This is a genomic window from Legionella sp. PATHC035 (genome assembly GCF_026191115.1).
Taxonomy (GTDB): Bacteria; Pseudomonadota; Gammaproteobacteria; order Legionellales; family Legionellaceae; genus Legionella.
In genome coordinates, this window is the sequence record NZ_JAPHOT010000001.1 from 1,744,984 (window position 1) to 1,758,934 (window position 13,951).

Here is a 13,951-nt window from a genome sequence, read left to right on the forward strand (position 1 = left end):
ATCTTAAGTGATTCTTGAATGTTTTTGCTTGTCGCTTATAAAAAAGCGATCAAAATAGCTGCTCACCACTCGGGTTATCTGCCTTGCTTTGGGGTGAATTTGAATTACATCATTGTTAATGAGCACCAGTCCATCTTTGACTAAATGATCCAGCGAGCGAAGCGCACTAGCAAAATAATCCTGCGGATAATGAAACTCTGTACATCTTTTTTTGAGATCCACTTCCAGATAGCACATAATATCGTTAATAATCCATTTTCTTAATTGATCTTCTACGGTAATTTCTATTCCGCGCACAATAGGCAAGGCCTGATTTAAAATATCGGTCTTATATTGCCTTAACTCCGAGGTATTTTGCACGTATCGATTGTGGAGCTGACTGATGGATGAGGTCCCGAGTCCAATCAAATGCGAGGCATTGTCAACACTGTATCCTTGAAAATTTCGTTTGAGGTTTTTTGCATTTAACGCGAGTGCCATAGAGTCGGTAGGTTTAGCAAAATGATCTAACCCAACAGGTAAATACCCTTTTTGTTTCAACAGTTCAGAAGCCAAAGCAAACATCTCTATTCGCTCCGCAGCATTGGGAAGATCCTTTTCCTGAATCAGTTGCATGTGTTTTTTCATCCAATGGACATGCGCGTAGGCAAAAAAAGCAATTCGGTCTGGATCTAACAAAGTAACCGCTTCGATATTATTTTGAATACTTGATCTGGTTTGTTTGGGTAATCCATAAATCAAATCAAGGTTTATCGTGTTCATACCGTACTGTTTAAAAAGAGTGACGCATGATTGCACCAATTCGAATGGTTGTACTCGATTGATCGCTAACTGCACCTCGGGATTAAAATCTTGGGCACCAATACTGATCCGGTTCACGAGAGCGGTAGCATAAGCGTTTATTTTTTCTTCATTGACTGTACGAGGGTCGACTTCTATAGCGATTTCTGCATGAGGAGCTATATTAAAGGCTTCACGAACCCTGTTCATTAAATGCAAAAATAACTGCGGGGGTAAGATCGTTGGAGAGCCGCCACCAAAATGAATATGAGTGACATAAGGGTTTCGGGGGGATAACCGTTTTGCAACCAATGCGATTTCTTGAGTTAATACCTTAATATACTCTTCAATAGCGTTTTTTTTGTTATTAATTTTCGTATAGCATCCGCAATACCAACACAATTGTTGGCAAAATGGGATATGAATATATAAGGACAAAGTTTCCTGCTCTGGGATCTCAGCAAGCCACTGCGAATAAATTGCCCCGTTAATTCCCGTAGAAAAATGAGGGGCAGTTGGGTAGCTCGTATATCGTGGAAACTGCCCTTCGTACTCTAATATTAAACGCTTAGATACATTATTTAAAAACATGAACCAACCTTATCAATAAGCGAAGTGATAGGGCTTGCCCTACCGCCCAAATAATCCCTAATAATCCCCTTAAAAGGCCATATATCCTGATTAGCGCCCCTTAAGCGACACCGACTGAGCAGCTCGGCCAAAAGCGAACAACTGACTATTGAATTGGGTAACAGAACTTTTGAGACCAGGTTCAAAGAAGTATGCGCAAGGGACGGTGCAAGGGGTAACCCAGTTGAACCTGCACCGATGATGCCAATATCTCTTTTTAAATGCATGTTAAGACTCACTCCTTTCCTTTACTACCCGACCTAATTTGGATTCTTACGTTTTTTTATCGGCATCCCGTAGCTCCAGCCACATGGCGTTTAATATGGCAAATGAACAAGCGAGTCCAGTTCCAAGAGTCCAAGAGAAATACCACATTTTTTTCTCCTTAGTTTTAGTATGAAGATATTTGTTCTTTAATTGTTTTTTCATTAACCTTTCCGCGTAGAACCCGATAAACCCATCCGGTGTATGCAAGAACGATAGGAAGAAAAATTACAGTCGCAATCAGCATAATAAATAAAGTCGTTTGACTCGATGAACTATCCCATACCGTCAAACTGTATTGGGGATGAGAGGAAGAAGGCAGAATGAATGGAAACATACTTATGCCTACCGTGGCTATTAATGAGCCAACGCTCAAGCTACTTAAAATAAATGCAATCAATGCCTTATTCGCTAGAAAGATAGCCAACCAGGCAAAAAGAATACTTAAAAGCGGAACCCATTGCGAAATTGGCATATCCCTATAGTTAATGAACCAAGCGCCAATTTGCCTGCCTACCTCTTTGTGTAAAGGATTGGATGGGCCATCATGGAGCATGGGTTGGTTTAAGACATAGCCATCTATGAAATGAGTCCAAAAGCCCATCAAGATGAATAACAGCGTCATTAAGAAAGCGGCATAACGCGCCCCTGTTCTTGCTTTTCGTTGCAATACACCTTCTGTTTTTATCTGGAGAAAAAAAGCACCCTGCATCGCAAGCATGAACACTGAAAGTACCCCACTGCACAAGGCATAGGGATTGAGTAGCTGAAAAAAAGTCCCTGTATACATTACTCTTAAACTGTCATCATAATAAAAGGGAACGCCTTGTAACACATTACCTACCGCTACTCCAAAAATGAGCGCCGGCACAAAACCGCCAATAAAAAGCAGCCCATCCCAGATGGATCTCCAGAGAGAACTCTCTAGTTTAGACCGGTATTTAAATCCCACAGGTCTTAAAATTAATGACAGCAACACAAGCAGCATCGCTAAATAAAACCCGGAAAATGAGAGCGCGTAGAGATCTGGCCACGCCGCAAAAATTGCCCCGCCGCCCAGAATAAACCATACCTGATTACCCTCCCAGGTAGGTCCCACTGTATTAATTAAAATACGACGTTCGGTGTCTGTTTTGGCAAACCAGGGTAACCACATGGCAACCCCCAGATCAAACCCATCCATGATCGCAAAACCAATTAGTAAAACGCCTAGTAATAGCCACCAAATTACTCTTAAGGTTTCATAATCTAAAATCATTGTACACTCCATAATGAAGGTGGGTGATACGCTTTAATCTTCTCGCCCCCTAATCGATAAAGAACAAGATACCAATCGCTAATGGGCAAGCATCTCCTCTGGGCCCAATCGAATGTACTTAACCATGAGGTACAGCTCAACGATTGCCAGCACGGTATAAAATAATACAAACCCAGTTAGCGAAGTCAGGACTTGAGCGATTGATAAAGAAGAAGCGCCCATAAAGGTCGGCAACACCCCTTGAACGACCCAGGGCTGTCGCCCATACTCAGCAACGACCCAGCCCAATTCAGCCGCGATCCAAGGCAATGGTAAGGAATAAAATGCCATCCGATGGTACCAGGGCGTAACTTGCAGTTTATTTTTGGTAGAAAGATAAAAACCTAGAGCAAACAAAAGGATGAAATAAAAGCCACATGCGACCATCAACCGAAATGAAAAAAAGAGGGGGGCTACCTTAGGTTTCAAGTCATTGGCGGCTTGATTAATTTGTGCTTCAGTTGCCTGAGAGGGATTTGCGGTATATTTTTTCAGCAAAAGGGCATAACCTAAGTTTTTAACATGGCTTTGTAAGTGCTCTTTCGCCTCTTTGTCATCAGGATCACCTTGTAAGATGCTTAATGCATTATAGGCTAACAGGCCATCTTTAATCCGCTCCTTACCATCCTCAATGAGCTCATTAATCCCTAATAAAGGAGTGTTGAATGAGCGGGTCGCAATAATTCCCAAAGCATAGGGAATTTTAATCGCATATTTTGTAGTTTTTGTCTGCTCATCGGGAATCCCTAAAAGAGTTAAGCTGGCAGGGGTCTTCTCTGTTTCCCACATCGATTCCATAGCAGCCACTTTCATTTTCTGATCGTCATTGGCAAGATAGCCGCTCTCATCACCAAGGACAACAACCGATAACGCCGAAGCAAGCCCAAATGATACAGCAACAGTCATTGATCGTTTTGCGAAATCGTGGTTGCGATTTCTTAACAGGAAATAAGCGCTAATGGATAAAACAAAGATCGAACCGGTAACATACCCAGCGCTAATAGTATGGACAAATTTTGCTTGTGCCACCGGATTAAATAAAATATCAAAAAAGCTGCTCACCTCCATGCGCATGGTTTGATAATCAAAATAAGCACCCACAGGATTTTGCATCCAGCCGTTGGCGATTAAAATCCACAACGCGGATAAATTAGTACCTAAAGCGAGTAACCAGGTACACACCAAGTGTTGGAATTTGGATAAGCGCTCCCAACCAAAGAAAAATAATCCTACAAAAGTTGCTTCTAGAAAGAAGGCCATTAGTCCTTCTATTGCTAATGGAGCACCAAATACATCCCCGACATAGCGCGAATAATAGGACCAGTTCGTTCCAAACTCAAATTCCATGGTTAAACCGGTAGCTACACCTAAAACAAAATTTATGCCAAATAAAACGCCCCAATATTTAACCATGTGACGCCAAATTTCTTTACCGCTCATCACATACACGGTTTCCATAATTGCCAACAAAACAGAAAATCCCAGGGTCAAAGGGACAAATAAAAAATGGTATAATGCAGTTAAAGCGAACTGTAATCGAGACAAATCAACTACATCAGTTGCGGGAATCATTTAATCACCTCTTAATTACTTGCTGATTTTTTTATTCAGTCTGCCGCATTGTATCTACGTTCTCCCCTCAAATACCTTGATCTAGGTCATGGAAAAATACAAAAAAGTCTCAAAACAAGATAAAATAGGTCATTTAGCAATCCCTAATCTCTGATGAGCGACCCAGTTAATCAAACTCCACCCTGTTCCAACTGCGGATTTTTCCCTTTTTGTACTCTTGAGGAAGGCAACCCTCACTGGATAAATCAAATTAGTTCGGCGGTAAAACAACAACATGTTCTTAAAAAGAAGCAGGCCTTGTATTTTCCTCAAAATACATTCCATAGCCTTTATGCAATCAAATCAGGAACTTTAAAAACTTTTGAAGTGGATAGTGAAGGAAATGAATTAATTCGGGGTTTTTATTTTGCGGGAGAAATTCTAGGATTTGAAGCGATTGCATCGGGTACTTATCTTTTCTCAGCGGTTGCCCTTTCTGAGACTGTTGTGTGCGAAATTCCCTACCATCATTTTACTGAATTATTGAATTCTAATTCCAGTCTGCAAAAACATATTTTGTATTTAATCAGTCAAAAATTAACGGTGGGTTCGTACTTAAATTTTGTCACTGCAGAACAACGTTTAGCCGCGTTTCTTGTCGACTTATTTAAACGGCTGCATGGATGTGAGCAGCAAATGGAATTGGTTTTACCCATGTCTCGTCAGGATATTGGAAACTACCTGGGATTAACAGCAGAAACAGTGAGCCGCTTATTTTCCCAGTTTAAAAAAAATAAAATGATCTCCATCGAACAGAAGAAAGTTCAATTGCTGCAAGTAGACCAGCTCAAGTTAATCGCCGGGATAGTGAATTAGTTTGCTTGGGTTTCTGTGCCACGTTTTAGCCAATTGGAAAATTGACATTCATTCCATGATCTAAATCAGGGATTTTCTGCTAAAAATCATTTACAATGTGCTCAAAAAAAAATCTGATTCAAAAGAAAGTATTCTGTATGTTTAAATCCTTCTTAAGGAGTATTTATGAGCTTGACCCCCAAAAATTCATGGAAGGATGTGAAGTTAATAAAATCATCTGTCGCACGAACATTGATTCCTCCAGCATGTTATAAGCGCTCTCATGGGAAAACATTTTTTTGGTATTTTTTGGACTTATTTCTTTTCCTATTTGGATTAAGTCTCATTTTTTCATCTTTTAACTTGAAACTGCAGCTGGTCGGAAGTTTCATTTCAGGACTCGCTACGGCGATGCTTTTTGTTTGGGCTCATGATGCGGCACATGGCGCACTTTTTAAAAGCAGCAAAGTCGCTGAATTCCTCGGAACCATAGCCATGCTCCCCTCCTTGAACGTGTACCGGATGTGGAGTTTTGGCCACAATAAAGCCCATCATGGGTTTGCTTCTTTTTCTCCTATTGACTGGATATGGCGCCCTTTAACTTCCGAAGAATACCGAGCACTCTCCTTAATACAACGCGGCATGTATCGAATTGAACGTTGTTTTTTTACCAGCGCTTTTCATTATTTACGCAGGATTTGGTGGGAACAAATGCTGTGTTTCAACCCTGGGAAAAACCCAAAAGAACGAAGGTATTATAAAAAGGGAAAAATAATGGTGTTCTCATACGCACTTATCGTGTCAATTTTGTCCTATTTTTTTGCCGGAGGGGTAATGGGGATAGTACTTTCCGTTCTCGTACCTTTTATCGTTTTTAATTATTTTATTGCCATTATCGTCTATTTACATCATACCCATCCTAATATTCCCTTTTTTGATGTGAAAAACGAGTGGTCTCATTCGATTAGTGCTTTATATTGCAGTACCATTATCCATTGCTCCAAAATATCAAGGCTCTTGCTGCACAATATCATGATCCATGTTCCGCATCATTTGGATCCGCGCATTCCATTTTATAATTTACCCCAGGCACATCATGCTTTAAAAGAAAAATATGGAATCTATTTTCATGAGTATCGTTTTAAATTGAGTGACGTGCTGCGTATTTTTAAACAATGTAAACTGTATGATTTCGAGAAAAAGTTATGGATGACGTTTAAGGAGGTGATGCAACCCGATGAAGCGAAAGCCATTTAGATGCCTCAGATTGTTGCGATCTTAGAATTCGTTCTATACCCAGAGCGGTTCTTCAAACCCTTTTTAGAGTATTCGATGATTCTGGGTCAGGAGACTCAGAATCGACTGATGTCGACCCTTGTGCGCCAGCGGCAGTTTGAGTTCCTGGGTCATATTTTTTGACTTGTCGCCAATGAGTAGGCTCTCCTTGCTGAAAAGTTCTACTGAAAATACTTCCCTCGTATCGATTGGCAGAATTTTTCTCAAAATGAAGTTTTAAAATTGATTTATATTTCACTAGCGACGTATATTTATCATCGCATTGCTCAATTTCTTGCACTATAGCGGTTTTTATTTGTTTCCATAATTCCTTGTTTTCTCCTTCGCGCGCTCTTAGCATCACATCTTTTAATTGAGCAGGATTACTCAATGGAATATCCTGCTGTGCCAATTGAAACGCCATATGCTTCACTTTAGAAAAGTCTTTATCGGAATGAATTTTCTCCAGGTGTTGAAGGTCTTTTTGTAACTCATCCCATCGTTGCTTATCACCGCGTAAACGCGCCAAATGAAGCAAATAGCTCAGTTGCGATAGATTGGTGGGGGAATCGCTGTAATTGACACAAGCCTCTTTTGAGTTTAAGTTTCCTTTAGCAAGGAGACCATGGCAATTAATAAATTCGCCATATTGACCATTAAAATTTATCCCGAAGCTAAAACCTGACTCGTCTAAATTTCGACCATTCCCTGCACAAAGGTGCAGATTAGTCAGTTGGAATCCTAACACCGTAAGTTGTTGATCAAGGACATCCAAAATTTCCTCATCATCATACAAGCCGTTGGGATAGTGTAAACTGCTGAATCCTATTACTGCGTCAATTTCAGCACCCTTAGGCGCATGAGCCAACATTGCCATAATGACCTCTTTCCCCACCTCGGATTCTAAAGTAGCACTCGAAATACCTCCTGGAAAATGAATCATAGACAGACGCTTAACTTGGTTATTTTCTTTTATAAAAAAGGCAAACGAAACACATTCCGTCATACCGGAGGCGAAAATTCCATGGGCCTGGCTTGGTTCAATATTTATTACATTTCTCGAATCGCACTCCGCATAGAAAGGTGCGTATTTATAGGAAATAACATCGTCATCGATCGGATCTATGTACATAATTTACCTCACACAGGTAATTATAGCACTTTATACATAGCCTTCTGCAGCGAGTCGGATAGTGCTTCGTGCACCTTTTTAATTGATTAGGTCAACCCCACGCATCAATTGATTCGTGAAACATACTCATCCTAAGTAGCACCTTGTTCAATAAGCCATTTAATTGTTCTAAATCAGCGAACGAGGCAGTAAGATCGAGTAATGATTGACCAGAGGTGCATGGTAATTTTTAACACACAATTTCTAAAATTAATACTAAATTAATATTCAAATGATAAGATGATCCATGGGATTGAGTTTTTTTGTACTGACCCGTTCTGATTAAAATTCGGTTAGCACGGGAGCTGCTTGAATGGCTCAATTTAAGTCCTGTTCATCATAAGGATAATATTATGCATCGTTTAGAAAATCATATAGAAAGTTCATAAATTAGAGCAATTATTTCTTATCCTGTCGGCCAATGCGGCACTGTAGGCCCAAGATTTATGATTCAAGATAAGAATTGCAATTATAAAGAATTACCTGTTGCACAATTAGCTGATTTTTTAAATGATGCAACAGGAATTAATGGTGGCAAGCCGCTAATTGATAAACAGGTTGAAAATGAGCTCGTAAGTCATTTTTCAAATGTTATATCGTTTAAAAACGGTCAATATGTCTATAATGGACCGGAATATGACCGGCCAAGTGGTTTTTTTTCAGCAAATTACCAAGAGAGCAAGCTGGAATTCGAAAAAGAAATCAGACTATTAGCACTGGTAAACTCTGCAAATAGCAAGAGACCGACAAGAGGAAATTTCTCATCGACAGAAGGGTATGCTGTTTTACAACATGAAGTTGGAATTACTGATAATACAAGCTTAAAACCCATTTTAGGCTCGTATGGCGCAGGACCTTGCTTCATTATTGCAATTTGGAATGCCACTACTAAAACTGCTTTATTAGCGCATGTTGATGCGATCACCACGTTAAGCTCCGTAGAGTCATTATTTAACAGGATATCCAGCAATGATAATGATCTTTTAGAGGTGCATTTGCACAGTGGCGACTCGAGCTCTAAAAAACAAGCAACACAAATTATAGAACTTGTGGAAAAACATAAAAACGCAAAGATTCTTTCAGCCGATGTGTGTCATGATGGATATTCTAAATCACTTGCTATTGACAGTAGGAATGGGGAAGTTTTTAACGACTTGTCACCTACACAACTTGAGCATGGCCGAAATTCTGAGGACAAGCTAAAAATGATTGCATTCAGAGTCATCGAAAGTCCCTTGGAATTAAGTTTTGACGGAAGACAAAGAGAACATCAAGCAGAGCATCAAGTTGATAGGCGCTGTACCATTATATAACGGCCATTTAACAGTCTGATATTGGAGTTAACCTTCTTTTTTAGTATCAATTGCCAGTAACACTGAAGACCGGACGCTGGGCTTTGCAGCCAGCCTACGCGTGATATGCTTGCTAAAATTTCAAAAGAAAATGGCAAATTAATCGAGTGCTTAGCGGATTGATTTATATCCTATTTTTTTCAAATGCATTACAATCGCCCAATCTGTTTCTTTTAAGAGATTAAAATTATGACTGTTGAGGTAGTTGTTTTTGGTGTTAAGAACTCAGGTCAAACTACACTTTGCCAATTGCTAACGGGTAAGGCTGTTGACGTATCGTCGAAATCAACCTCTAATTATGATGTGTTCCGATCACAAAAATGGGATATATGGAACACTAAAAATCTGTCACAAAGGGGAAGAATCAATTCTCAGCTGATATCCAATGCACAAATAGCACTCTTTTGTGTTGATGTATCCGAAAACTATGTTGTCCAAGAGATAAAAGAAAAAATTGTTCAATTTAGAGCACACAATCCAAATGCTCCCCTCATTTTAGTGGGTACAAAACAGGATAAATGTGTTAACGACCAACGTCTCAACGCTATATTTCAACAAATAAACTCCGAACTTCCTGAAAACACAAAAGGTTTTGCAGAATCTATTTTCTTTTCAGCTCAAGATAATGGGGAAAGTTTAGTCAATCTTTCACAACGCATGAAGGCCCTGGGCCCAGGTGCCTCTTATCCGTTACAACGAGCCAGGAATAAATTAGATCCCAGCTCGCTTCTCTATCAAGCCATAGATAATTTTATTACTGCCGCCGAAAAATTTAATTTATCGGATGAGCAATTTATGCAACTTGGAGTGCAAATAGACCTCTTGCTTATTTATCTGCGGACTAATCGTACAGATAAAGAGGAGCTTATCACGATGAGCATAGAGGAATGCAAAAGAATTTTGAATGATCAACCGGTAACCCTTAAAGATGCGTTTGCGGGTATTGTTACAGCGGTTATTACCAGTCTGCTGGTATTTACCATTGGGTTTGCCATAGGCTGCGCCTCCAGTGCCTGGACCGGACCTTTTGCCTTGCTAGCAGGTATTGCAACAGGATCTACTGCTGAATTGCTTTTTATCAGTGGCGGCTGTGGCGTCACAGTAGGTGCTTTAACTTGTTTTGGCTTCTTTAAAACTTCTTCAATTGGCTCAGCCGAAATTGAGCGTATCGAATCTGCAGCAAGAGCAGAACAAAACCTACTTGCCGTATAGTTTTTTTATGGCGCGTAGCGCCTTGCTACTGTCTATAAATAGAATTCAAGACAGTAGCAACGCGTGCTAGTTTAATTGCCATATCCTTGAGATTATAAATTTAGTCCAAAAATATCAAAAATTGACTTTTTTTGTATTGTTGCGCATTAAAAGCATCACAAAAAAAACATAATTCACCAATTTAAATCTAATTGATTATATTTTGATCTTTATGTATCATGCTTCAATATTTTGTCTTGATAATTTTTAAGGTAACTCATGCGCGATTTAAGTCAATTGCCTATTTTTAAAAACTCAGAGTCTATTTTAGCCGATCTCAAAGAATATCAAGATAAACCTGAAATGCAGGAAGGCTGCAAGAGCTTAGTTAATGCATTGCATAAAGCAGAAATGGCTTCCTCGGTTTTTTTTCATGATGACCTTCCCAAGTATGCATTAATTGCACTTCAAGACGAAGAGATAAATGAAGCACAATTTATTTCGATGTTGCTTATTTGGGGTGCATTTAAAGACTATCCGCAAAAAGAGCAAATCTCGTGTCAGACGTATCACTTAACGGAAGAGGATAAGGGCACAAAGCAGCAGTTAAACGAATTTCTACGTATTCAACATGTGGGGGATAATTTTTTTGGGCATGAGGTATTAAACGATGAAATGGATCAGCAAGCTAAGGAACGGTTATTTCAATCCTTATTTAATAAAGATGTTCCAGAATCAGAGCGTTGCTTTTATACCTTTACCGTTAAAAATCCTGGTGAACCATTTGGAATTTTTGAAGCGATTGCTCGAACTGGTTTTGATTTATTTATGCCAAGGAAAAAAAAGGATGGGGCATACGAATTTATTATTCCTTCAATGACCATGATTCAGTCTACTCTCAATGTATTGGCACAAAAACCAAAGAAGCTCGTCGCACGAATTGGTGACGATGATTTTGATGAGGTTTATGAGATGCATAAGCAAGATGCTCATCCATTTGGTCTCAGTTTTCCTGGCAAGTATGAGAAAACAGAGGCTGATAATCTTAAGTCGGGTCGTTTTGGCTTTGCTTTGCATGATCTCTACCATGTGGTGCTCTTATCTTTTACCTCAGAGGCACATAAAGCAGTTTTTAATTCAATGATTGACTTAGGAAAGAAACTGCACGCTGCTGCAAATAATCAACATAAAAGAAGCTATAGCGAAGCAATTGGTTCTTTAATAGATAATGAATTTCGGCAGTTTGTCAGGGGTTATACGCTAGGGCAAGCGACCACAGAGCAGCAAAAAAGGCTTTTAAACAGTAATGAATTTGCTGTGATTACTGGAATGGTGAGTCTTTTAGTTAAAGCAACATACTATTCGAATCAGATCAATGATTTTTATTTAGAGGATGAGAAACAGCGAGGCGAGGCAGAAGAAGAGCTCATTAAAAAAATCGAACAAATTAACCCAAAACATGCACTCGCTGAAAAATTACAGTTTTGCTGCGAGCTATTTGCGCAAATTTTTCAATCTAATGGAATGTTAAACCAACAACAGGTTCAGTTAAATCGTTTAGTTGATATCTTATTTTCAGAAGAAACAGTTGCCAAGACCTTTGAACTCGATAAATTAAATGCACTGGATTTTAGTGGTTTTATGGATGCTTATAAAATTACTTTTGGGGTAGTCCAACAGCAAATGCTGCGTTGTCTGCAGGATCCTGAAAATCAAAAGAAATATCCTTGGCTGAAAAATTATTTTGGTATGGCGAAACAGTTTCAAGAAGCCGTCCAAAGCAATAATGTTGAGCAAATCAAGAAACTGCTTTCAGATAAAGAATACCTTAAATATTATCTAAGTGTTGACCGAATTCATGGTGTAGAACCTTCACTGGTCGAACAAGCGGTGCAACTAGGCCATATAGATATGGTCCGATTACTTCATTCCGCTGGGGCATCATTAAATAGTCTTATGCTGATTCAGGCCGTGAAAAATAAAGATCTTAAAACCTTGCAGTATCTTTTAGAAGAGGGCACTAATCCCTGCCAACCCGATGAGAAAGGACTAACCGTTGTAGATTATTGTCTCGAGTCAGGTGATATCAAAGGATTAAAAGCGGTTTTAGCTTACACCAGCCTGGGACGACATCATTTGGAATACTTGCGGGCTAAGGGGTTGAAAATACATCCAGATTGTCTTCCAGTATTGGCACGTTATGACCAATTTAAGACTTCTCTATATGACATAAGGGATTGTTTTGACGCAGATAAAAGAAAGTTGCTGCTTGAAGAGCTGGTACAATCTAATACCGATGGCTTCTCATACCTAACTCAAACAGAATTTGATCGTTCGCCTAAAGAAATATCTTCAAGTCATCCCGAATTCTACCAATCTCCCAGTTCACATATGTACCGAAATGTTTTGAGCCGTTTAGAAGTTGAAGAAATTTGCTTTTTAAATAAGCATCAAAAACTGAACTTCAATCAAATTGATGAAGTGGATAATTCAGTGTTCATTAACTTGATTACAGAAAGTACGAGCTATGATGAAAAAAAAGAAATTGAGAGGTATCGACTTCTTGTTACGCTTGGAGCGGATGTGAAGTATGTTAATCCAAAAGGAGAGTCGGCCCTCTGCCAAGTATTCAAAGAGAATAAGTTTCATCTTGTTGAACCTTTAGTTCAAGATGGCGCTAAGTTTCATTTTGAAGCGGCTGGTTCAATGTATCTCAATTCATTACTCAGTTATCTGGCGAACCATCCTGAAGGTAGCCCAGCGTTTAAGGATGCATTGACATTAATGTTAGCTCATGGATTTGATCTCAACAAGAACGAAGCGATTGCTATCTCGAAAGGATGGTTCGATTTAAACCCTACGGTTAAATTTGTTAGCCCATGGGCCCTAATGCGAGACAACAACCTCCAAAAGGTAAATGTATCACCCTGCCTGCGCATCTTATGCGTCGAACATGGAGCAGACCCCAATGAATTGAGCTTTAGTGGCAACCTGGAATTGAATGTGGCCATCAACAAGGGATGGGATGACTATATAATGCTTCTATTGAGCAAGGGGGCGGACCCCAATAAAACCGATAGCAATGGCTTAACTCCCTTACATGCGGCGGCAAAAAAAGGAGATGAGAAAATGATGAGCTTGCTAAAAAGTTTTGGTGCTCAATCCACAGTCAATTGGCGAGACAAAACACCAGAAGAAGTATTAAAGGAAACTCGATCAGAACTACCGGTTTCAACTCTTGGTCTATTCAAACCTGTAGGAGCCGATATCTCTGAACAACAGGTTAACCACACGGCCTCTTTAAATTAAACACTTCATTGCTTATATGGGTCAGGCCTTGAATCTTGCATTGCAACTCAATCAACATAGTTATTCAAGGTTCAAGGCCCCCCAATGTTCTATTATGGAAACTCATTAGATAATTTCTTAAAAAAATTGTAATCATCAAGAGATTGGCATTTTTCACAATTAGATATGGCAAATAGCCTGGGTAGAGCCAACAAGAGCCTATTCTCCATATAACTTGTCACTAAAATCAACTCGATAAAACTCAATTTCAGGAAAAACTCGTGTATCGGCACCATA

11 protein-coding genes are annotated in these 13,951 nt (G+C 39.4%); 5 read left to right on the plus strand and 6 right to left on the minus strand.

The window, feature by feature from the left end:
- Positions 1–3: 3 nt before the first annotated feature.
- The 5 genes from hemN to OQJ13_RS07725 form a co-directional block, all read right to left on the minus strand.
- Positions 4–1,371 carry an oxygen-independent coproporphyrinogen III oxidase gene (hemN, locus tag OQJ13_RS07705; RefSeq protein ID WP_265710298.1) on the minus strand — a complete coding sequence of 456 codons (1,368 nt, stop codon included), beginning with the start codon at positions 1,369–1,371 and terminating at the stop codon, positions 4–6.
- Complete coding sequence (locus tag OQJ13_RS07710; protein ID WP_265710299.1) at positions 1,362–1,637, minus strand: hypothetical protein; 276 nt, start codon at positions 1,635–1,637, stop codon at positions 1,362–1,364. The genes hemN and OQJ13_RS07710 overlap by 10 nt, the downstream gene beginning before the upstream one ends.
- Before the next feature lie 46 nt (positions 1,638–1,683).
- Positions 1,684–1,785, minus strand: coding sequence for a cytochrome bd-I oxidase subunit CydX (cydX, locus tag OQJ13_RS07715; protein WP_265710300.1), 102 nt, complete (start codon positions 1,783–1,785; stop codon positions 1,684–1,686).
- Positions 1,786–1,801: 16 nt separating this feature from the next.
- Complete coding sequence (gene cydB / locus OQJ13_RS07720; protein WP_265710301.1) at positions 1,802–2,932, minus strand: cytochrome d ubiquinol oxidase subunit II; 1,131 nt, start codon at positions 2,930–2,932, stop codon at positions 1,802–1,804.
- 78 nt (positions 2,933–3,010) lie between these two features.
- Complete coding sequence (locus OQJ13_RS07725) at positions 3,011–4,543, minus strand: cytochrome ubiquinol oxidase subunit I (RefSeq protein ID WP_265710302.1); 1,533 nt, start codon at positions 4,541–4,543, stop codon at positions 3,011–3,013.
- Positions 4,544–4,696: 153 nt separating this feature from the next.
- Between OQJ13_RS07725 and OQJ13_RS07730 the strand changes: the two genes are divergently transcribed.
- Together OQJ13_RS07730 and OQJ13_RS07735 are read left to right on the plus strand one after the other, a co-directional pair.
- A complete protein-coding gene (locus tag OQJ13_RS07730; protein WP_265710303.1) occupies positions 4,697–5,398 on the plus strand; it encodes a helix-turn-helix domain-containing protein in 702 nt (233 codons plus the stop codon).
- Between the two features lie 165 nt (positions 5,399–5,563).
- The gene (locus tag OQJ13_RS07735) at positions 5,564–6,634 is read left to right on the plus strand and encodes a fatty acid desaturase (RefSeq protein ID WP_265710304.1); all 1,071 of its coding nucleotides are present in this window, start codon (positions 5,564–5,566) and stop codon (positions 6,632–6,634) included.
- Positions 6,635–6,686: 52 nt separating this feature from the next.
- Here the strand turns inward: OQJ13_RS07735 and OQJ13_RS07740 are convergent, their stop codons facing one another.
- Positions 6,687–7,784 carry a hypothetical protein gene (locus OQJ13_RS07740; protein WP_265710305.1) on the minus strand — a complete coding sequence of 366 codons (1,098 nt, stop codon included), beginning with the start codon at positions 7,782–7,784 and terminating at the stop codon, positions 6,687–6,689.
- A 485-nt stretch (positions 7,785–8,269) separates the two neighbouring features.
- On the opposite strand from OQJ13_RS07740, the gene OQJ13_RS07745 reads away from it, so the two are divergent.
- The 3 genes from OQJ13_RS07745 (at position 8,270) to OQJ13_RS07755 (ending at position 13,675) form a co-directional block, all read left to right on the plus strand.
- Entirely contained in the window at positions 8,270–9,136 is an 867-nt protein-coding gene (locus OQJ13_RS07745) for a hypothetical protein (protein WP_265710306.1), read from the plus strand.
- Between the two features lie 228 nt (positions 9,137–9,364).
- Positions 9,365–10,387, plus strand: a complete 1,023-nt coding sequence (locus OQJ13_RS07750) for a GTPase domain-containing protein (RefSeq protein ID WP_265710307.1) — start codon at positions 9,365–9,367, stop codon at positions 10,385–10,387.
- 258 nt (positions 10,388–10,645) lie between these two features.
- Positions 10,646–13,675 (plus strand): ankyrin repeat domain-containing protein, encoded by a 3,030-nt coding sequence (locus OQJ13_RS07755; RefSeq protein WP_265710308.1) that lies wholly within the window; start codon positions 10,646–10,648, stop codon positions 13,673–13,675.
- The last annotated feature ends 276 nt before the right edge of the window (positions 13,676–13,951 follow it).